Here is a 20,113-nt window from a genome sequence, read left to right on the forward strand (position 1 = left end):
ATCCCGATGCCGCCCCAGGCCGTCGTCCATGGCCTCCAAGGCGTCGCCTCCCGCCGTCACCGGAGCCGACAACCGCGCAGAGAACGAACCGGCAACAGAGCAGTGATCACAGTGTCAGCCTCCGGTCGTTCAACATCCGCCCCACGCAGAGCAGTTCATGCAACGCCCGTGGCAGGCGCGACGGATGAGACGTTAAAGCCGACACCACCACAAGAGCCCCGTCGATCACCTGAGCGAGTGACAGAGACCCCGTTCCGCCTCCGCCCTGCACCCTCATGCGCTACAGAGACCACCTCAAAGGAGGTTCGACGAACACTGCACTGGCCGATTCGGGATCACACCACCACTGATTCGGGAAAACACCACCAAGATCAACCATCTGAAACGTCAACTGACCAGGACAAACACGAGCCAGCATCAGTGGTGGGGAAACCCGAACATCTCGGTGGTCTCTTCCCCGAACCTCACAGTCCTGACGCACCAGAGCACGCTCCGGAGTCCCTACGGCTTCAACTGGTCCTCGGACTACAAGCGTCCAGAGCCTCGTGAGGGCGGTCTCCTCTTGGCGGAACCTCCTCGCCGTGGGTTGCTGGTCGAATCGGATGGGACGGTCACGGCGGCCGCAGCCGCGACCACGGACATGCTCGGCTGGGCGATGGAGCGAAACTCCAGCAGCGAGGGACGCCGGATCAGCGTGTTCGTACTGACCGAGATCACCCTGGAGTACTTCCGGCTGGTCGACCAGCACGTCCTTCCGCTGGTCGACGGCACGTGGACGCACCGAATCGTCGCCTCGGAGTTCACCCGCCCGCCCGCGCGCACCCTGGCCCCCGGTGACGACCCCACCTTCCCGCTCTTGGGCTCACCCCAGCCGGCCACAAGTAACGACTGGAACCACAGCTGGAAGGCCCTGGGGGACCCCGAGCGCGACGCCTACGAAGCCCTGCGACACATCTACGCGCTCTTCGGCCTCGACATCACCGCCAACCCGTTCCTCGACACGGACCGCGTAAGCACAGCCAAACTGCTGGAGAAGAAGTAGCAGACCCAGCGAGCACGCCCCGGATCCCGACCGGGGCGCGCTGCCCTCCCGGCTCCTCCCGCTCCTTGAAGACCCGCTCTGGGATGTCTACGCGGAGCAACCGATGGTCCAGAGGTCACCGGGGCTGCGAACAAAGGCCCGGCGCGGGCCTCCTGGGCGCGGTAGAGGGCGTGGCCGTCGGGGTTGTCGAGTGCGGCCGTCAGCGTCTGCTCCCCGGGGCGCACCCCGAGGTCGACTGGGCGCAGCTGCGTACGGTCGGCAAGGGCCGGCGCTCTCCCCTCGCCGGGCTCCAGACACAGTCGGCCTGAGCTCCGCGGTCGGACCCTGATGGACGACGCCTCTTCCACTCCGCGATCGCGGGGGAAGGGGGGCGTCGTCCCGGCAGCCCATCAGAAGCTGCGCTGTGCGGGAGGGGCTCCTACCTTGGCGGTGGGACGGCGTACAGGACCACCGCCCCTTGCTGGTCGACGCTGGCCCCTCTCCCCCCTCCCGAGGGGCCTGGCGCTCTCGCTGTTGGCCCGTGGTGGTGCCCGGCTTCACGAGGGGCCGGGCACCACCACGGAGCCGATCGGTATCCCGCTCACAGCCTGGCGTCTGGGATGGCAAGCCAACCGTGCCTAGATTGCACGAAGCTCGGAGCTGATCCCCATGCCGTCGAGGTCGCTCACGAGCCTCCAGTAAACGTCGCTCTCGTAGAAGCTCGCTGCATCGCCGTTCCCCTCAGCGGGGTCGATCTTGTCCATCTCGGGGACGTCGTAGGCCACCGTGTAACCGGCCTCCGCGTCGTTCCACTGGACCCGGACCACCATGTCCGCTGTGCCGATGTCGTAATTGTCGTTCCCGTAGTTCTTAGCGATGTACTCGAACGGGTACGTGAACGTATAGCTTTCGTCCTTCTTGATCGACCGCAGGTAGTCCAGCTCGTTCTCGAAGCCATAGTTGTTCGACTCACTCCACATGGAAGGAGCGTAATGCTCTGCACCTCTGCCAGAGTCGACACCATGGGCCAGCAGGCAAAGCGCTCGTAGACCTCGGCGCCCGTAAACGGTGCCTCCGCGCCGCGGTCCTGGAACACTTGGGTCATGCCGCTCATCCGTGACATCGTCCAAGCCGATTACTCGGTGGTGGAGGAGCTGCTGTACTCGAATCATCTGGGAGACGGCAGGTTCTACGACCCCGAGGGCCTGGACGTCGTCGTGGCCGAGCTCCACGGGTCTGTCGTCGGGGTCGCCGAGTTCCAGCTCCACTGCGACTTCGGGCACGACGAAGGCCGGGAGGCGCATCCCGGCGAGCAGACGTTCATCTCGACGATGGCCGTCGCCCTTACCGGTCGTCGCGGCGGGGTCGGCCGGGCACTTCTCACCGAGATCGCCCGCCGGGCGCAGAAAGCCGGCGACACGTTCCTGGCCCTGGTGCCGTAGGACGGCGCCGACGCGGCTGACCGGCAGGCGTTCTTCCAGGCGTGCGGGTTCACGCTCTACGGCCCCGCCGGACCGGGCGCGGCATGGGGCTGCCCGGTCTCGGAGATGCTCGCTGTGAAGGGCGCGGCTGACGCCGCAGGTGAGTAGCCCGTCGCCGGCCTCATCGTCGACTCCTCCCGCCAGATCGCCTTGAGCGGGGTACGCGACGACGCCTCATGGGGCGTCCATGAGACCGAACTTCCCGCGCGCCTGTGGACTGTCCCCTCCCCTGACTCCCCCGCCCACGCCGAATGGCACGACCAATGGGAACGCCACGTCCTCACCCGCCAGCCCTGACCTCACCCCACACAGGGCCCTGGTGTTCCCATCCATGAAGACCGCATCGCCGCCGGCTCGCACACTCGCGCCCCGCGTGCCACCGACAGTGGCGCGCGGGGCGCTGCACGTTCCCTGGCGACCGGGACGCGGCCCTGTCCAGCCCTGCTGCCGGCCGGTGGCCAGCAGAGGCTACTGCGCGTCGATGCAGGGCCCTTGGGCGCGGAAGCGCGCGCGGGTTTCGGGCCAGGGCGTCGCGCTGTCGTGGCCGGAGCAGCCGACGCCTCAGCACAGGGGGCGGGAGCCGGGCGCCGGCCTTCCGTTGTGCAGCGCCACCCGCCCGTACGCCTCGTAGCGCTCGCGGCCGTCCTCACCATCCACGAGTTCGTTCGCGAGCTCCTGCTTGGTCCAGCGTGCGAGGTTCTCGCCCGGGGCGTAGCGCCACCTCCTGAGGAGCATGGGAATGATCTCCGCCTTGGAGTGGTCGTCCATCAGAGCGTTCCGCCGCTGGAGGAGCTCATGCCGGAGCTCGCGCTCGGCCTCGGAGATCGGAGTGGTCGCCCTGCGGATGTCCGCGGGGTCCGTGTCCGGTTCGAAGATCATGACGCAGTGGTCGTGCGGCACGGGGACGGCGATTTTGCCCGGGAACCTGGCCTGCGTCTCGGCGGCTTCCCGTACCCAATTGAGGGCTTCGTGGTAGCCGAGGCCTGTGCCCTGCTCGCGTGCGGTGCGCTGGAGTTCGCGGGCGCGCTGCTGCTCGGTGGTGCGTTTGGTCATGGACGGGTCCTCTCGGCACCGGGGCTTCGCCCCCACACGGCAACCCCGGATCGATGGATCGTCAAGGTGTTCCTCAAGCGGTCCGTTGATCCCGGAAGACCTTCCACCAGTGTTCCGGGCAGTGTGGGTGTCCGGGTGCGGTGTGGGCGTCGGCGAAGCCCGGGGCGTCAGCCCTGCGAGCAGGATACTGGCTAGGCCGTCGGCCCCTTCGTCGACGACGGCGAGGCTCTGGCGTTGTCTGCGTACGGGTCGTGGACGAGGCACAGCCGAAGGGGCACGCCAGGTCTCCTCCCGACGGAGCTCTCCCGTCTCGCCCTGGGGCTCGGTACCAGAAGGACAGCACTGGGATGCCGGTGGCGTCTGTCGTGACCTGCTCCTTCGGCCTATCGCTGATGCTCACCCGGGGGCTCGTAGTCTGCGTCAGCCAGCGCTGTCTGGAGTTTGCAGAAACTGGCAGGCAGGGGCAGACGACGTGGGAGAACTGACGCAACGGACTGCATGTGTCGGCCCTGGCGGCTGGCCGCTTCGAGAGGCGGGCATGGGACAGATCGAGCAGGGTTTGGAGCGCGCGTTGCGCACCCGACCCGTTCCCTCAAGCACCGGGGCCCGCCTGCGTTTTCTGCTCGCAGCGCACCGGGGTTCCACCCGGCAGGTGGCCGCCGTGCTGGGCGTCTCGCAGCGCACTGTGCAGCGGTGGGTGACGGGGAAGCCGGGAGCGCGTCGTCCTCCGGGGCCGACGCAGGTTCGGGCGATCGAGGAAGCGGTCCTGGCTCGGTGGCAGCCCCGGGTGCGGGCCCGTCGGCGTGCCCAGGCCGAGGCGGAGGGGTTCGTCTTCCATACCAGGGCGCGGTTCGGGTTTGCTGCTTCGGCAGGTTCCTCGGACGATCCGCGGGTGCGGTGGATCACCCAGGATCTGCCGGGCGAGGTGGCTCGGGAGCTGTTCGCCGCTCGGGATGCCGGCGCGGGCGAGCAGCAGCAGACAGTGATCCTGGCCCGTGCGTTGGGGCACGCCTACTTTCGCGAATGGGGCCGCCGGGCCCACGGTCTGAACATCGCTTTCAGCGACGTCGAGTTCGCCGACTTCTCGATCGGCTGAGCCTGGCCCGTCGCATCACCAGGTCAGGGTGTTCAGCGTCGTGAGGGCCTGACACGACTGGTCGGCACCGCTTCGTACCGCTCGGCTTCCTGCCGCTCGCGCCAGTCCCACTCCACACGGCCGATCGGTGCTTTGCGGCGGGCTGCGGACGGCTGGGGCGGGCGCAGTCTGGCCGCCTCCGCCACGTGCAGCAGGAGCCCGCGGTCACCTGGCGCGGCGAGCAGTTCCTGGTCCTCGCCGGAGACGAGCCGGGTGAAGCAGGCCGCGGCCCGCAGGAACACGCCGGCCCAGGGTGGTACGGGATAGGCGGCGCAGCCGTCGGTGTAGCGGGCACGGTCGTGCAGGGCGAGCGTGGCCGCGGCAGTGTCGTAGTCGTGGGGACGTGCGGTGGCGAGTTGCTGGAGGGATGCGCCGGTGAACAGCGCGGCGGCGACGGCCGCGGCCAGGCGGGGATGTGCGGTCGCCACGTGCAGCCGGTGGGCGACCTGCTGGGTGGTGGGCGCGGTGAGAGGCACGGGCGGTGGGCGGTGTCGCCAGGCAATCTGGGGCGGCGTGCACGGGATAGAGCAGAGGCGGGGGCTGTCGTAGGAGACGAGGCGGTCCAGTGCGGGCAGGGTGAGCCACCGGCCGGCCGTCCCGGCGGGCTCGTCTGCGAGTGGGAGTTCGGTGACCGGTGTGCCGGAGTAGTGGCGGCGGGCAGCCTCGAAGTCGGCGGTGACGGAGTAGTCAGCCGTCCGCAGGGCCTGGTGCAGAGCGGCGGGCAGGTGCGGGCGGTGACAGACCAGGGTCAGGTGGATACCGGTGAGGGTCTGTAGCTGGAGGAGGCGCATCGTGCGACGAGTGGTGAGGCGGTGGGCGCGCAGGACGGTCAGCCGGGTGACAGGAAGGGCAGTGGTCCAGGCCGTGGCGGCTTCCCAGGCGGGTTGACGACCGCGTGGGAAGCGGCCTGGAAACAGGGGTGGCTTGCCTAGGGCGGCGAGAAGGTCGTGGGCGAGGCCGGTTTCACTGGTGGTGCCCGGGCCGGGGTGCAGGGTGATCCGGCCGGACGGCAGGTGGTGGGCGGCCAGGGCGGTGCGGTGTGGAGCACGTCGTCATGGCGGTCGATGACCACGGTGACAGGTGACGGTGGCGCTGCGAGCGGCATGGCGGTGTGGTGGTCAGGCGAGGCGACTGAAGGCCCAGCGCAGCAACTCTTGGTCGACGCGGGGGCGGCCGGTGCGGGTCAGGGCGGTGCGGGTGTGGGCGGTCAGCTGCGCCCAGGCACGGAAGTTGCCGTGCGCGGCGTGGCTGTCGGCGAAGGTGATGTCCTCGGGATCGGCATCGGCCCAGATCGGGTGGAACAGCGGGATGACGTCGAGGACCTCGCTGGGGGTGAGGCGGGTGAACTGCTGCCAGAGGAAGATCCGGGAGGACAGCATCGGTTCGCGGCGCAGCACGGTGTGGCAGCCCTCGCCGCCGAAGAAAATGATCGCGAGCTGGGTGGAGGGCTCGTCCCACAGGTAGCGGAAGTACTCGAAGGCCTCCCCGTTGAGCCACTGGGCCTCGTCGACGAGGAAGGTGCGGGGGCGCTCGGCCAGGGCGGTCTTCAGCAGACGGTCGAATTCGCTGGGGTGGCGCGGCGGCTCGCCGGCTAGGTCGAGCGCGGTGAACAGCTCGTAGCGCACCGCTCGGGCGGTGGGACGGGCACGGAAGGTGATCTTGCGGACGGAAGCCGGCGCCGCCGTGGATACACATCATCGCGCGGGCGGCGACCGTATCGCCGATGTTCTCACGCGCGGTGAGCAGGGCGCGGGTGGTGACCACGGAGGCGTCGGGCAGGTCGACGTACTGATAGGTCGCCGCGGTCACGAGGGGTCTCCGTCTTCGTCGGGGGTGGAAGGTGCGCCCCGCCCGGCCGGGCCGTCCGGGACTACAGGGGCGGAGTCACGGCTGGACGGGAGCGGGGCGGGCTGGCCCGCCGTGGTCAGCGCAGCCAGGGAAGCAGGGGTGCGCCAGTCGGCCGGGGGTGCGGCGGGCGGGATGACGTCCGGCAGCGCAAGCTGCGACAGGCTGGTGCCGGCACTCCGGGCGAGTTCGGCGTCGGCCTGTGCACCGGTCAGTGCGCCGAGCCGCTGTGGGGCTTCGGCCTGGGTGGCGGCGGCGTAGCGCTCGCGCTGGGAAGCTTCGAGGTCCTTCTTCAGGCGGCGGGCACGGGCCGCCCGCGTCTTCCGTACGGCGCTGACCTGTTCCTCGGTGGCCTGGTCGGCCAAGTCCGCGGGACCCAGGTAGCGGCCGGTGGCGGCGTGGTAGACCTCGATGCGGTGGTCGTGGTGGGGCATGAAGCGCACTCGGACCTGGATCCCGGCCAGCCCGGTCATCCACGGCCCCACATAGTCGCGCCTCCTGAAGCGGATGCCGCGGGTCGTCAGCGTGCGGGTCCCGGCGTCCTCCATGGTGAACCTCCACAGATCCGCCGCGGCCACGTCCTGCAGCGGGGTGGGATCGCCCTGCCACGCCTCAAGCGGAGTCCTGCCCCGCAACGGCGCGGGACGGTGTTCGGTGTTCCACCAGACGGTCCAATCCAGCAGCTGGGCGGTGAAGTCCTCAAAGCTGAGCAGCACTTCGTCTTTCGGGCGGGAGGCACGTTTGCCGGGGCGCGGCTGACGGGCGTAGCCGGGCAGTGCGGCCAGGAACATGCCTTCTACCGCCCGGTTGAGGCCCTCGACGGTGCCCTTGAGGTGGGGGGTGTAGGCGGGCAGGTCCTCCACCGTCACGTCCAGGAGATCGAACGCAGCGGTCACCGTCCGTGACAGGAAGTCCTTTGCCGCGGTCGACACGCACTTTCTCGGGCAGGCCGCCGAACGGGCCGTAGGGCTCCTCGCGCAGGACCGCAGAGCGCAGCGCGGCCAGCACCGACTCCCGCGACGGATGCACCGGCGTCACCGCGACACCGGTGACCGCGTTCGTCGCGCAGTCGGTGAACCACTTAATCCACGGCCTGCGGGCCCTGCCGTCGACCTCGACCAGCACCGGCGCCTGGACGTGATCGGTCTCCCACACCTGATTGCGCCAGCCCCGCGGCCGGGCCAGAAACACATCATGCTTGCGCGCCGCCCCCTCGCCACCGGCGAGCCCGGCCCGCTCCCCCGGCGACAGATCACGACGGATCGCCCGGTGCAGAGTCGCAATCGACGGAGGCGGATCCCCCTCGCCCCTGTCCGCACGAGCAGTCAGCTCACGATGCACCGCCGCGACGTTCCCCCTCCACAACCCCAGCAGAGCCCGGACCTCATCAGTAACCGTGAACCGCCCGGGATACGCAGCCCGCTCCCCCGGCGCCCGGGCCGCAGCCTCGTCCCCCTCGGCGGCAGCCAGCCACCGCCACACCGCACGCTCCCGCACCCCCAACACGTCCGCCGCCGACCTCACCCGCGTGGTGGTGAGCTTCCCCTCCCGCCGCAGGGCCAGCAGACGGCGCACCACAGGCCCCCGCAACGCCCGAACCGACACAGCCGGCAAAGCCCCACCCGAACCACCACCCGCCCCTTCCAGGTCCGGGTCCTGCTCTGTCTGATCCACACCCCCGAGCACACCAACACCCACCGGCCAGCGGATCAGAACTCACGAAACTGAGACAGCATCACCCTCACGCGATAACGCCCGAAGACAGCAATGCCTCACAGATCTCTCACCTCCAGGACAGTGACCTCACAGCCCTGGAACCGCCACCGACCAGCAACAACAGACCCAAACCCCACTGTCTCCCACCCCGCTGTGCCGAAACCGAGAGATCGCAGCAGCGCCCGACCGCGTGCGCTGCATGGGAGCCGCCGCGACCGCAGGCCAGTGGCCGGCCTGCCACCACGAGCACCGAGACATGCACGGCCATGGCCCGGCCGGCGCGCTGCGCTATCACCGCCCGCATCGCCCGCCAGCGGGGGTGTGGCTGTAGGGAAGCTTTGAGATCGTCTGTTGCTCGCGGTGAGAACGCCGGTTCCACAGCCGCCTCGGACGCCTCACCCGTCAAGGCTTCCTCACGCAGCCCGGGCGCGGCCTCCACCAGAAACAGACTTAACGCCGCTCTTCGCTGGCTGGAATCGGCACAACCGACGGCCGCCACTCCCGCCTGATCAACCCGAACACCCACGAGTCGGAAACCTCGCCGTTCACGATGCAGTCCTCCCGCAACGTCCCTTCACGCACGAATCCGATCTTCTCCAGGACCCGGGCAGATGCCACGTTGCGCGTATCGGTCTCGGCCTGCACACGATTCAGGTCCAATGTGTCGAACGCCCATCGCAGCAAGGCGTGTACGGCCTCCGTCGCGTAGCCGTGCCCCCACATCGCATCGCCGAGGACGTAGCCCAACGACGCACTGCGGTAGTCCGGGTTCCATCCGGTCAGACCGCACCAGCCGACGAAGGCCCCGTCACAGGCACGGTCGATGGCCACCCGCGCCCCGGTGCCTTCGTCCGCCATCTGCCGGCACATCGTGATGAACCGCTCGGCGCGGGCCGGTTCGCTCCACGGCGGAGAGTCCCAGTAGCGCAGCACGTAGGCGCTGCTGTGCAGCGCGAAGAGGGGCTCCGCGTCGGCGTCGGTGAAGGGGCGCAGTCGCAGGCGAGCGGTGTGCAGTATGGGGGTGGCCAACGTCATGTGCGCCATCTTGTGTCCTCAAGGGGCCGGCGGGACACCGAATATCCGATCCGCCTCCGGCTCTCATGACCAAGGCACCGCCTACCAGCAGAGCGCGCATGCCTTCAACCAGCACCCCGACCAAGCACTCAGGGTCTGTGGATCGCCACGGGCGCGCCATCTGTGCGAACGGCACGACCACTCGGCCTGCCCACCGATGGCCCAGACAGAACGTCACCCGCAGCCGCCTCGGACGCCGAGGCTTCCTCGGCAGCTGAAGATGTCACCGTCGTAGTGGCGCAGCGAACCGTAGCTTCTTGGGCCGGAGCTGCATGACGAGTTCGGCCCCTGGGGCTGACGGTCATCGGGCCTGGTCTCCGTTGGCCTACGCTCCGGTGTAAGCACTGTTCGCCTTGGCGGGTGCGAGCGGGGCCGGAGGCTGCCGTAGTCGACCAGCGAGTATTCCCCCTCCTACGACGGTGGTGGTCGTGCCGCACCAGCCCGGCCACCGGTACCTCGTCGACCCGGCCGGCACAAGCAAGCCCGGGGACGGCGGGGTCTGGTTCGCCGCCGGCGACGCCGGCCCGGCGGGGCGCACTCGCCCGCCGAGCCGAAGCCGTGACCCACCACAACCCGCCCGAACCGCTGCTGCAACGGCGTCCGCGTCGACGCAGCCCTCTCCCCACCCACTCCCCGAGGGCGGCTGTCATGGACCAGCCCCCGGTCCCTCCTTGCCCTCAGGCCGGGCGTCGGCGGCGCCCTCGAAGATTTTTCTTCCAGCCTCCGGTCACACATCCGTGCGCCCATCCGTCAGAGCTGTGAAGACGCCAACAACCGATACGCATACGAAGGAAACCCGCCATGACGACCACCAACACCTCGATCTCCCGCATGTCCAACCCCGGCGAGTACGTGCCGGAACTGGCCGACGTCAGCGCCGCGCTCTTCCGCGCCACCGGCAACCACTCCGTACCCCGTACCACGATCAACCTGATCCACCTGCGCGCCGGGCAGATCGTCCACAACACCTACCTGACCATCCTCAACACCAGCTTCCTGCGCAAGGCCGGCGAGACCGAGGAGCGCATCACAGCCGTCGCGTCCTGGCAGGACGCCCCCTACTTCACCCCCGCCGAACGCGCCGCTCTCGCCCTGGTCGAGGCCACCCTCCAGCCCGCCCAGCACGGCCGCGAACGCGTCACCGACGAGCTCTACGCCGAAGCCGCCAAGCATTACGACGCCAAGGCGCTGGCCACCCTCACCATCGCCATCGGACAGATCAACTTCTTCATCGCCCTCGCCCTCATCGGCAAGCCCCAGCCCGTCACCTCCCTCACCGACCAGCAGTGGGACTGACCGCACACCACCCGACGTACCCGCGCAGAAGGTTCGCTCTTCTCCGCGTGCCGGGACGGGTGGCGCGCGCCCAGGCGGTGAGCTGACACTCGTCGGACGAGCCCTCCCGCCGCAGGGGACTCCCTGATCAGCCTGCCGCACACTCCACGCCGTGTCAGCTCGCCGCCACACACCGTCTGCGCGAGTAATGCTGGGGAGGCCGGCCATGACCAGCAGGGACGTGCGGTCCGGCTTCGCCCCGGACCGGTGTGCTGTTCGAGAGCGACGACCCCGGACGATGACTGAAACGGCAGGCACATCCCTGGGGAGAGCTCACACTGGAGGCAACGGCGACGACCGCCGGCACTCGTGGACAGAGCCCACGCAGGAGCAACGGCGAGGGCCGCCGGCGCGCTCGGCCTGAAGGCCGCTCAACACTCACCGTGGCAGCGCAGGCTGCCACCGGCGGCGAGAAGGCGTCCGCGAAAGCGGCAACGGCCTTCCAGCGGGGCCGTGCGGGCCCCGCCCAGTACACCACCCGCGAGAGCCACCACCGCCTCCCTAGGAGGCACGGGAAGAGCGCGGTTCAGGCGAAGACGCGTCCGTGCTCGTCGGACAGCGGGTGTGGGTCTCCCCCACCAAGACCAGACGTGGCCGGCTCACCCCGCAGCGACGGGCCACGCTGAGGGAGCAGGGCGGTGGAGTGGGGGGTGATGCCGCCGGCGGCAGGCGGTCGAACCGGCCGAGACACCCCCGGCGCTGAAGGATTCCGGGCTGTCGCGGCCGCAGCCGGGGCCTCGTGCTGCGTCCCGGCTGCGCTCGTGCGCGTGTGGCTCCCCATCCGGTCCCGGGAGGGAAGATCGATTGTCAGTGGTGGGTGAGACGGTAGGGACATCGACATCGACATCGACATCGACATCGACATCGAGTCGCAACGAGGGGGAACCTGTCATGTCCGGAAACCAGAACTACATCAACCACGTCGCTCTTGTACTGGACGCCAGTTCGTCCATGTCCCACCTGAGCCGCAAGGTCGTCGAAGTCGCCGACCAGCAAATCGCCTACCTTGCCCGCCGGTCGAGGGAACTGGACCAGGAAACCCGCGTCACGGTGTACGTCTTCGCGGACAAGGTGGAGTGCGTCATCTACGACAAGGACGTACTGCGGATGCCGTCGCTGAAGCAGCTCTACCGGGTCGGTGGAATGACCGCTCTGCTGGCGGCCGCACTGAAGTCCCAGCGAGAGCTGGCACAGACCGCTCAACTGTACGGCGACCACAGCTTCCTGACATTCGTGCTGACCGACGGGCAGGAGAACGCAAGTCACCGCTGCCCGGACGCCCCCACCAGGAATGCACGTGAACTGGTCCAGGCCGTGGCCGAGATGATGGCAACGCAGGAGGACAACTGGACACTGGCCGTCCTGGTGCCCGACCAGATGGGCAAGCGCGAGGCCATGCAGTGCGGATTCCCGAAGGACAACATCGCCATCTGGGACGCCACCAGCACACAAGGCCTGGAAGAGGCCGGGCAGGTCATCCAGCAGGCCACCGAAAAATTCATGGTGGGCCGCACACAGGGCATCCGCGGATCCCGGGCGGTGTTCTCCACGGGCGCGGAAGCAGTCAACAAGGACACCATCAAGGCAGCCGGCCTCACCCCGGTCAACCCGTCGAAATACCAGCTGATCCCGGTGGCTCGTGAGGCCGCCATACGCGACTGGGTCACCGAATGCGGACACACCTACCGCACCGGCGGCGCGTTCTACCAGCTCAGCAAGTCGGAAAAAATCCAGGCACGCAAGCAGATCGCGGTACTGGAGAAGAAGACCGACCGCGTGTACACAGGACCCGAAGCCCGAGCCCTGCTCGGCCTGCCCGACATGGAAGTCCGCGTCAAGCCCGACCACAACGACGACTTCACCATCTTCGTACAAAGCACCAGCGTGAACCGGAAACTCGTACCCAACACCCGACTCCTCCTCATGCTCTGACACCCCCAAAAAACCCACACACCTCGAACAAACCCCGGCGGGTCCTACACGCTCCGCCCTCCGGCACCGGCACCGGCACCGGCACCGGCACCACAGTCATGGCCCGCGTTGATACGGACACGGCATAGAAGTACACGCCCGCTCAAACCCGCCACCGCCCACGCCATACCAGCGGCACCCCGCCCGGCGTCGGCGCCGCAACCCGGCATCGTCGGTCGGTTCGACCGGTCGGCCCAGCGTGGTCCGCTGCGCTGTGGCCGACCCGACCGCTGAAGTGCTCAGCACCCGAACGTGATCGGGCAGCAGACCGACCATGCGCGGCGGGGGGTACGTCTGCCGGGTGGACGGCCGGGACGGGGTGGCCAACGTGCGGCGCAGTTGCTGGACACGGAGGTCGGATGGCCCGCCACCGGGTACGGTGGCGGGCAGCCAGACGGGAGCGGCGTGGGGTGCCTGCGCGGAAGACGCCGGGCTGCCAGCGCTACGCGACCCACCCCCCCCCTCCGCCGCCGGTGGATCCGCCGGGCCCCCCGCGACTGGAATCCGCGTGCCCTACCGGGGCCGCTGGAGCACGCTCCCGGCCGGCAAGCGAGCGGTGAACTCCTCCCACGCCAACATCCGCGCCATCGGCGAGCAGGCCAACGCCACTCTCAAAGCCTGGCGCCTCCTGCGCAAACTCCGTTGCAAAACCACCCGCATCACCGACATCGTCAAGGCCGTCCCGGCCCTACAACTCGCAGCGTCACTCTGAGACCGGCGAGACCGCTCACAGTGCGAACGAGGAAAACACCGACATCAACTACACCAAGGGAGCCAGCACACCGTGGCAGAGGTCAAAGTCACCTACGACAAGTCGGTGAACGCAGCGTACGTGTACTTCACCGAACCCCAGGCCCGAGTGCACTGCGCGAGCGTGTACGATCGCGACCCGGTGGACGTCGACGGCATGATCAACCTCGACTTCGACGAGCAGGGCCGCCTCATCGGCATCGAAGTGTCGGCGGCCAGTTCAAAACTGCCCGAGTACCCGCTCCAGTCCGCAAAGCGACTGGACACCGAAGACGCGTGAAGCAGTCGAGCACGGCAACCGCGGCCACCCTGCCGCGCTCTGCCGCAGGTGGGAAAACGCTCACTCCTCACGCTCCCCCTCGTGCCGTTCCGGCAGAAGCCGGCGGATGCGGCCGAGTCAACCACTGAACGGCGAAGCAACCGGTACGACGCAGGCCATCGGCAGGAGAAAGCGCCGCCCGCGCATCGAGCCTTGAAGACGGACGTGAGTTCTTCGGCACCGAAGACGATCACAGGGGTCAGCGCCCGACACAGCCGACTCCCGGCACCGCCCAGGCAACGCGGAGGACACCCGGAAACCTGGATCACAGCCGGCGAAACACCGCAGCACCGGCTGTCGCGTTTCGGCTGACGCCGAGCGGTACGGTCGCTGAGCCCCCGGACCGAACAACACGCGCATGCCACACTGGACCCATCCGAAGGAGGGGCCGCCATGACGGTGCAAAAATGCGGCGTATCCGTGCAGTTCTTCGACGACGAGGCCTATGAGGCGCAGTGCGTACTGCCAGCAGGGCACCCGGGCACCGTGCACAAGGATCCAGTCATCGGCGACTGGGACGAGGACGAGATCTACACCACCGGCCCCTCCTGATCGCTCGCACCCACCCCAGCCGGCCGGAATGGCGACCCGGCAGTGGACCGACGCGCACGACCACTTCCCCTGCGCTGCTGCCGCGGGGCAGTCCGTATGATCAAATCCCCACCGCCAAAGCCGGGGCGGCCGTTGTGAGACGCCTCCGGCGGCCTGCTGCTCTTCACCGGTTGTGCGGGATCCCGGAAGACGGTCCGCCTCACGCGGCGCCGTTTTTTCGGCATTCTCTTGCCATCGGACCGCACTGGGCACTGCACGGTCACGGCAATGCACAAACCCAGGCCCGCTGCCCCTCGCGCCCAGCCCCCATCGACGTGGGAGCCGTGGCGCCACACGCCACCCCCAGCTCGCTCCGACCCATCGGGGTCCCCTCCCCCGCACCGCGCAGAACACGTCACGGATGGAGCGGAACACCGACTGGAAAGCCAGACGACCGCCGGCGTCCAAACCAACACGCGCCAGCAGGCCGTCGACCACGAGGTACTCCTCCCAGGGCTCGCGCCCTGTCGCTCCGGCCAGCGCCCGGACTAGGGCGTGTGTGAGATGGGGCTACAACGTCTGGCGTATGAATGTGAGTTGGACGGTGGCTTCGTAGCGGACGGCGAGTTTTTCGTAGCGCGTCGCGACTCCTCTGGCCTGTTTGAGGAGCCCAATCCGGCACTCGACTTTGTGTCTGGCCTTGTATCGCTCACTGTCGAAGCCGGGCGGGCGGCCGCCGGTCGGAGCCCTGCGAAGGCGGTGCCCGGCCTGGTCGCGCTTCTCCGGAATGGTGTGCGGGATCTGCCGGCGCCGCAGGTACTCGCGGATCTGACGGGAGGAGCACGCGCGATCGGCCAGGACATGAGCAGGCCGGGTGCGCGGATGTTCGCCACCGATCCGCGGAACACTGATGCGGTCCATGACGTCGGTGAACACCCGGGCATCGGCCCGCTGTCCAGCGGTAACCACGGCGACCAGGACGTGAAAGGAGACGTCGACAGCCAGGTGAATGGCGGTCAGGGCGCCGCGTGAGCGGCCAAACGCGTGGTCGTCCGGCTCGGCCGCCAGGCCGCCGGAGTGACCCGGCCCGGATCAGCAGCCCTCCTTCTCCTCGCCCCGGCGGCGTGCTGGTGGACCCGGAAAATCGTGGAATCAACCGACATCTGCCAGAGGAGGTGCCCGGCAGCATCGGCCTCGACCTGCAGCTTTTTCAGGACTCTGGCCCACGAGCCCGTGCCCTCGATCTGTCGGCGGCGGAAGAGCGTGCATGCGGTCTCCACGGACCGTACCGCTCGGGTATGTCCCGCCACGGCGAGCCCGTGCGAGCGCGCCACCAGATCCCCTCGAAGACCTGCCGCCGATCCCGTGGCGGTCGCCCCATCATCCGTATCGGCGGCAACAGCCGCCCGAGCCACGCGCACTGTTGATCCGTCAGATTCCCACGAGGCATGCCAAGATCGTTTCAGATCTTGATCAACACCTCGGCACGCGCCCTAGCCTTGCGTCGGGTTGCTGTGCAGCTTACGCCGTTCCCGGTGGTTGGGGTGGCGAATGACCACCCCTCCCGGGCCACCGGACCCGGTGAGCCGGATCAGGGGAGTTCCCGGGAGCCGGTCGGATGTGGTCTCGTCCTTCAGGCCGCCGACGCCGGGATCCATGCCGCTGGTGTCCGCGACCCAACCGTCGGGAATGACAATCGTGACACCAGATGTCTCCCCGAACGCCTCCACTGCGACCTCCGTGAGGCGGCACTCAACCCGGGTGAAGTCGATCTTCACGCCCCCCACGCCTCCGTGAGCGATCACACGCCTGGGAACCTCCCAGCGCCCGGGGCCCCGGGACGCGCCGAACATGCCGCCCTTGAGCACCAGCGGCAGCCGGTCCTCCGAGGAATGCGGCCTCGGCAAGTCAGCGGTCAGGACGGCCAACTCGGCGTGAGTCCTGGACTTCAGCGCCTGCTCCAGGCGCGAATCCAGCTCATCGAGATCGATTCGCCCCTCGGCCGCCGCATCGCGCAACTGCTCCACCACTACTTCGCGGTCGTCGTGAGAGGCGCGGAGCTCGCCTGATGGAGCAGGGCGCGCAGAGGGCTCAGGAGGCTGGGCAGTCATAGCCGCAAGGATAAGCAGCCAGCGCACTGAGCGGACTGAGACCGCACATCTGAAAACACTGCCCAGCCTGTCCTCGAGGCCGGGAACGCGCTTGTCCTTCCACACCTTGTCACCCCGTACCGGCAAGGGAGGTCATCGATCGTCACGCCGGGACCGTCCCAGCACCCACGCATGGCAGCGAACCCGGCCAAAGCCGGTGACGGGGCCTGGAACGCTGCGACCGCTCGGACGGCCCCGTGATCCACCAGTGGCTCCGTCGTCCCCGCCCACTCCGGCGGCCCTGTCGCAGGGGCCGCCTTCGCGACGGGACGACGGGTGGCCGGAGCGGTCTTCCGGCTGGGCCGTCGCCGTGGCCTGTTCCACGCCCCACTCGCCAAGCACCGCCCTGCCCTACGGGCCGACCGCACGCCGCCCACTGCGCTGCGGTGCTCAGGCGGTGCTCAGGCGGTGGGGGGCGACGGCAGCCTCCCCGGTGGGGCGCCTTCGTAACCGGTCGTAGGTTCCCCCGAGTGCGAATTCCTTGGAGTCCTGGGTGCGCTGCCGGCGATCGAGATCGACAGTCCGTCGGTCAGCCATCGATGCGCCACCGTCATGTTCAGCACCCGCCCGCCCGTAGCGGTGCCGACCAGGGCCCAATACCGCTCCAGGCGGGGATCAAAGCCGGACGAGCGCGACACCAGCCCATGCAGGTATGCGCGGAAGGCGGGGGTGTCCGACTCCTGCCGGGCTCGTGCGTGGGCGGACACGAACGCGTCCACCGCGTCCCCTGCGCCGGGCGGCAGCCCCTGGGCCAGAGCGGCGGCCGTCAGGGCGGCGACTTCGTCGATCTCCGCGTAGAAGGCCGGGCCGTCCCTCATCTCCTCGTCGTGGTCTTGAGTCCAGCGGGTGAAACTGGGCGTCGATATGAGCAGGTGCAGCTCGGCGTAGGCCAGGACCGTAGCGGGGACCGGGTCCTGCGGCGGGGCGGGCGCCAGCATTGCGATCATGATGTCGAGTCGACGCTTGGGCATGGCCGCGGACAGCTCGCGGTACCAGTGATCAGTGAGCGTGCGATGCGCCTGCGGGAGCCGCTGCACACGGGACAGTACGTCCAGACGCCGGAGCCGTTCCTCGGCCGGGCAGTCGTCCAGCGACTTGAGCGTGGCCTCCCGCCACCGCAATTCGGTCAGCCGCTCCTGCACCACTTCAAGCTCGGTTGCCACCAGTTCGCCGAGCGTGCACTCACCCGTGACCACCTGCGTGATGGTCGCGATCGGGGTCTCCAACGCCCGCAGGCGCCTGATGAGCCGGATCCGCTCCCACGCCTCGGGGCCGTAACGCCGATGACCACCCGAGCTACGGACCGCCACCGGCAGCAGACCGCTGTCGGAGTAGTAGCGGAGGGTCTTGACCGGAAGACCTGTTCCAGCCGCGAGTTCACCGATGCTCCACGTGTCTTGCGTCACAGTCCCTTGAACCTCCAGTGCGGGGGAGGTTCTAGCGTATTGATCACTGACGGCGTCGGTGCGCACCGTTCTCGCGGCTCAGACCGCGTTCCGGCCCAACCGGACCGGTACAGCCGCCTACGGCCCGGTGCGGCGTCGTCCCATGCTGTCCCCGACCCGAAGAACGGTGGGTACGTATGTCCCCGACCATGACAGCACCACGTCCATGCCGAAGAGCCGGACTCCGTGTGGTGCTCTCGTCCATGCTGTGCGCGGCGGCACTGCTCTCGGCCACCGCCGTACCCGTGGCCGGCGCAAGCCCCTCTTCCCCCGACTCCGGGCGGCAGGGCGGTGCCGTCGTACGGACCGACCAGGGCCTGGTACGTGGTGTGTCGCACGGCTCGTACACCACCTTCGGCGGCATCCCCTACGCCGCACCGCCGACCGGACCGATGCGCTGGCGTGCCCCTGTGCCCGCCGCCGCGTGGCAGGGTGTCCGGGACGCGACGAGGCCGGCTGAACGCTGTGTGCAGATGCCGACACCAGGTGCCGGCGCGATCGTCGGCTCGGAGGACTGCCTCTACCTCAACGTCACGGCGCCGGCGACGAAGCCGGCCGGGAAGAAGCGGCCCGTCCTGGTGTGGATGCACGGCGGTGCGTTCCTGGGCGGCTCCGGCAGTGACTACGGCGCTGAACGACTGGCGGTCCGAGGTGACACCGTCGTCGTCACGGTCAACTACCGGTTGGGGATCTTCGGTTACTTCGGCCACTCCGGGTTGGGCGCCGCCCCGCCGTTCGGCCTGGCGGACCAGCAGGCCGCCCTGCGCTGGGTGCGGGCGAACATCGCGCGCTTCGGCGGCGATCCGGGCAAGGTCACGTTGTTCGGTGAGTCCGCGGGCGCCCTCAGTATCTGTGCACACCTCACCTCGCCGACTGCCGCCGGACTCTTCCAGCGGGCCGTCCTCCAAAGCGGTTCCTGCCTCACCTCCTTCCCGCGCGGCGCACTCGGGCCCGGGACACCGGCCTACGAGCCCTTCGCCTCACAGACCGATGTCCAAACGGCCGGCGCGCAGGCCGCCCGGCAACTGGGCTGCACGGCGGGCGGCCCGGACGAGGTGCTGGCGTGCCTGCGCGGGCAGAGCACGGACCGTCTCGCCACCGCGCAGCTGATGCAGTCCTTCAACCGGCCCGCCTTCGGCAACACGCTGCTGCCCACGGCACCCGGCCGGGCGCTGGCGTCGGGACGCTTCCACCGAGTGCCGGTCATCCTGGGCACCAACCACGACGAGATGCGGATGTTCGTCGGGCCGTCGCTCGCCGCGTTACCTATCCGTACCGAGGGCGACTACCGCGCCCGCCTGGCAGACGCCTTCGGGCCCGCGGCCCCGGCCGTCGAAGCACGGTATCCAGCAGCACACCACGCCTCTCCCGCGCTGGCCTGGGCCTCGGTGCTGACCGATCGCTCCTTCACCTGCACCACGCTGGCAACCGGCAAAGCCATCGCGGCGCATGCCCCCGGCCTGCCCCTCTACGGCTACGAGTTCAACGATCCGGACGCTCCCGTCCTCGCCGGTCTGCCGGCCAACCCCGGCTTCCCCTACGGTGCGGCGCACGGCTTCGAGATGCCGTTCCTGTTCCCCTCCTTCCCCACCGAGCAACCCCTGACCGAACGCCAGCGCACCCTGTCCGACCGGATGGTCGACTACTGGACGACCTTCGCGCGCACCGGCAACCCGAACACCCCCACCACCCCGCCATGGCCCACCCTGCGCCCGTCGTCACCCCACGCGCCATCGGTACAGTCGTTGGCTCCGGGACCAGGCGGGATCCACCCAGTCAACGCGTACTCCGCACACAAATGCTCGTTCTGGGACCGCCTGCCCCAGTGAGCCCCTCCCACGCGTCCCCGGCTCCGGAAACGCTGCTCAGCGGGCAGCGGACCCTCCCGCACGGCCGCAGGCGGGCCGGCGGGAAACCCGGAGCCGGGACCCCGGGGGGCGGGAACCGGGGCCGAACCAACACACCATCAGGGCAGACCGGATCCGGCCGACCTCACGCCGCCTGAGGAGGCGAAAGCGCCAGCAGTCCAGCTGTGTGAGCGCGTGCCCCATGAGTGACTCCATGACCTACCCCGTCGTCCACACCACCAACGCAGCCCGGGGCCTACAGGCATACTCGGCGCCTGCGAGCGCTGCCCGACCCGGGAAGACCGGCCTGTGAGGACAGGGACGGAGATCGCTACGGTAACCGACGCACAGCAGATGACGACGCTGCTGCTCTCAGGTGACAAGCCGCTCGCGTGCGTGCTGGGCGCCGCCGAGCCCGCGACTGGCTCACGCTGGACGCC

At 69.1% G+C, this 20,113-nt stretch carries 16 protein-coding genes and 3 pseudogenes; 10 read left to right on the forward strand and 9 right to left on the reverse strand.

Annotation, left to right across the window (positions count from 1 at the left end; genetic code table 11):
• The first annotated feature begins 655 nt into the window (after positions 1-655).
• Entirely contained in the window at positions 656-1,042 is a 387-nt protein-coding gene (locus ABEB09_RS00440) for a hypothetical protein (RefSeq protein ID WP_345685910.1), read from the forward strand.
• Positions 1,043-1,212: 170 nt separating this feature from the next.
• A complete protein-coding gene (locus ABEB09_RS00445) occupies positions 1,213-1,350 on the forward strand; it encodes a hypothetical protein (RefSeq protein WP_345685912.1) in 138 nt (45 codons plus the stop codon).
• Positions 1,351-1,659: 309 nt separating this feature from the next.
• Here the strand turns inward: ABEB09_RS00445 and ABEB09_RS00450 are convergent, their stop codons facing one another.
• Positions 1,660-2,001 (reverse strand): hypothetical protein, encoded by a 342-nt coding sequence (locus tag ABEB09_RS00450; RefSeq protein ID WP_345685914.1) that lies wholly within the window; start codon positions 1,999-2,001, stop codon positions 1,660-1,662.
• A 123-nt stretch (positions 2,002-2,124) separates the two neighbouring features.
• Between ABEB09_RS00450 and ABEB09_RS00455 the strand changes: the two genes are divergently transcribed.
• Positions 2,125-2,463 (forward strand): GNAT family N-acetyltransferase, encoded by a 339-nt coding sequence (locus ABEB09_RS00455; RefSeq protein ID WP_345685916.1) that lies wholly within the window; start codon positions 2,125-2,127, stop codon positions 2,461-2,463.
• Positions 2,464-3,063: 600 nt separating this feature from the next.
• On the opposite strand, the gene ABEB09_RS00460 is transcribed toward ABEB09_RS00455, so the two are convergent.
• On the reverse strand, positions 3,064-3,555 hold the full coding sequence (locus ABEB09_RS00460) for a hypothetical protein (RefSeq protein WP_345685918.1): 492 nt from the start codon (positions 3,553-3,555) through the stop codon (positions 3,064-3,066).
• Between the two features lie 538 nt (positions 3,556-4,093).
• Between ABEB09_RS00460 and tpg the strand changes: the two genes are divergently transcribed.
• On the forward strand, positions 4,094-4,651 hold the full coding sequence (gene tpg / locus ABEB09_RS00465; protein ID WP_345685920.1) for a telomere-protecting terminal protein Tpg: 558 nt from the start codon (positions 4,094-4,096) through the stop codon (positions 4,649-4,651).
• Positions 4,652-4,683: 32 nt separating this feature from the next.
• Here tpg and ABEB09_RS00470 read toward each other — a convergent pair whose 3' ends face one another.
• The 4 genes and pseudogenes from ABEB09_RS00470 to ABEB09_RS00485 form a co-directional block, all read right to left on the reverse strand.
• Positions 4,684-5,481, reverse strand: a complete 798-nt coding sequence (locus ABEB09_RS00470; RefSeq protein WP_345685922.1) for a hypothetical protein — start codon at positions 5,479-5,481, stop codon at positions 4,684-4,686.
• A 327-nt stretch (positions 5,482-5,808) separates the two neighbouring features.
• Positions 5,809-6,315, reverse strand: a complete 507-nt coding sequence (locus tag ABEB09_RS00475) for an ATP-binding protein (RefSeq protein ID WP_345685924.1) — start codon at positions 6,313-6,315, stop codon at positions 5,809-5,811.
• A 180-nt stretch (positions 6,316-6,495) separates the two neighbouring features.
• Positions 6,496-8,110: pseudogene (locus tag ABEB09_RS34795) on the reverse strand (transposase).
• Positions 8,111-8,701: 591 nt separating this feature from the next.
• Positions 8,702-9,286 (reverse strand): GNAT family N-acetyltransferase, encoded by a 585-nt coding sequence (locus tag ABEB09_RS00485; protein ID WP_345693800.1) that lies wholly within the window; start codon positions 9,284-9,286, stop codon positions 8,702-8,704.
• Positions 9,287-10,126: 840 nt separating this feature from the next.
• Between ABEB09_RS00485 and ABEB09_RS00490 the strand changes: the two genes are divergently transcribed.
• The 5 genes and pseudogenes from ABEB09_RS00490 (at position 10,127) to ABEB09_RS00510 (ending at position 14,252) form a co-directional block, all read left to right on the forward strand.
• Entirely contained in the window at positions 10,127-10,621 is a 495-nt protein-coding gene (locus tag ABEB09_RS00490; RefSeq protein WP_345685928.1) for a carboxymuconolactone decarboxylase family protein, read from the forward strand.
• Between the two features lie 930 nt (positions 10,622-11,551).
• Positions 11,552-12,592 (forward strand): vWA domain-containing protein, encoded by a 1,041-nt coding sequence (locus ABEB09_RS00495; protein ID WP_345685930.1) that lies wholly within the window; start codon positions 11,552-11,554, stop codon positions 12,590-12,592.
• Between the two features lie 541 nt (positions 12,593-13,133).
• Positions 13,134-13,343, forward strand: a pseudogene (locus ABEB09_RS00500) (IS5/IS1182 family transposase); the annotation flags it as partial.
• Positions 13,344-13,415: 72 nt separating this feature from the next.
• Positions 13,416-13,661: a DUF2283 domain-containing protein gene (locus ABEB09_RS00505; RefSeq protein ID WP_345685932.1), complete on the forward strand. Its 246-nt coding sequence runs from the start codon at positions 13,416-13,418 to the stop codon at positions 13,659-13,661.
• Between the two features lie 432 nt (positions 13,662-14,093).
• Complete coding sequence (locus tag ABEB09_RS00510; protein ID WP_345685934.1) at positions 14,094-14,252, forward strand: hypothetical protein; 159 nt, start codon at positions 14,094-14,096, stop codon at positions 14,250-14,252.
• Between the two features lie 549 nt (positions 14,253-14,801).
• Here ABEB09_RS00510 and ABEB09_RS00515 read toward each other — a convergent pair.
• The 3 genes and pseudogenes from ABEB09_RS00515 to ABEB09_RS00525 form a co-directional block, all read right to left on the reverse strand.
• Positions 14,802-15,681 (reverse strand): annotated as a pseudogene (locus ABEB09_RS00515) (IS5 family transposase).
• Between the two features lie 43 nt (positions 15,682-15,724).
• Complete coding sequence (locus ABEB09_RS00520) at positions 15,725-16,342, reverse strand: DUF1707 SHOCT-like domain-containing protein (RefSeq protein WP_345685936.1); 618 nt, start codon at positions 16,340-16,342, stop codon at positions 15,725-15,727.
• A gap of 440 nt (positions 16,343-16,782) precedes the next feature.
• Entirely contained in the window at positions 16,783-17,787 is a 1,005-nt protein-coding gene (locus ABEB09_RS00525; protein ID WP_345685938.1) for a helix-turn-helix domain-containing protein, read from the reverse strand.
• 227 nt (positions 17,788-18,014) lie between these two features.
• Here ABEB09_RS00525 and ABEB09_RS00530 point away from each other — a divergent pair, with 227 nt between their 5' ends.
• Positions 18,015-19,655, forward strand: a complete 1,641-nt coding sequence (locus ABEB09_RS00530; RefSeq protein ID WP_345685940.1) for a carboxylesterase/lipase family protein — start codon at positions 18,015-18,017, stop codon at positions 19,653-19,655.
• The last annotated feature ends 458 nt before the right edge of the window (positions 19,656-20,113 follow it).

This window comes from Streptomyces coeruleoprunus, from assembly GCF_039542925.1.
GTDB classification, from domain to species: Bacteria; Actinomycetota; Actinomycetes; order Streptomycetales; family Streptomycetaceae; genus Streptomyces; species Streptomyces coeruleoprunus.

Excerpts from the sequence above, each read along its gene's own strand:
- ABEB09_RS00490 (WP_345685928.1), top strand. The coding sequence starts at position 10,127 with ATGACGACCACCAACACCTCGATCTCCCGCATGTCCAACCCCGGCGAG.
- ABEB09_RS00450 (WP_345685914.1), bottom strand. The coding sequence starts at position 2,001 with ATGTGGAGTGAGTCGAACAACTATGGCTTCGAGAACGAGCTGGACTAC.
- ABEB09_RS00470 (WP_345685922.1), bottom strand. The coding sequence starts at position 5,481 with ATGCGCCTCCTCCAGCTACAGACCCTCACCGGTATCCACCTGACCCTG.
- ABEB09_RS00485 (WP_345693800.1), bottom strand. The coding sequence starts at position 9,286 with ATGACGTTGGCCACCCCCATACTGCACACCGCTCGCCTGCGACTGCGC.
- ABEB09_RS00520 (WP_345685936.1), bottom strand. The coding sequence starts at position 16,342 with ATGACTGCCCAGCCTCCTGAGCCCTCTGCGCGCCCTGCTCCATCAGGC.
- ABEB09_RS00510 (WP_345685934.1), top strand. The coding sequence starts at position 14,094 with ATGACGGTGCAAAAATGCGGCGTATCCGTGCAGTTCTTCGACGACGAG.
- ABEB09_RS00455 (WP_345685916.1), top strand. The coding sequence starts at position 2,125 with ATGCCGCTCATCCGTGACATCGTCCAAGCCGATTACTCGGTGGTGGAG.
- tpg (WP_345685920.1), top strand. The coding sequence starts at position 4,094 with ATGGGACAGATCGAGCAGGGTTTGGAGCGCGCGTTGCGCACCCGACCC.
- ABEB09_RS00495 (WP_345685930.1), top strand. The coding sequence starts at position 11,552 with ATGTCCGGAAACCAGAACTACATCAACCACGTCGCTCTTGTACTGGAC.
- ABEB09_RS00460 (WP_345685918.1), bottom strand. The coding sequence starts at position 3,555 with ATGACCAAACGCACCACCGAGCAGCAGCGCGCCCGCGAACTCCAGCGC.
- ABEB09_RS00440 (WP_345685910.1), top strand. The coding sequence starts at position 656 with ATGGAGCGAAACTCCAGCAGCGAGGGACGCCGGATCAGCGTGTTCGTA.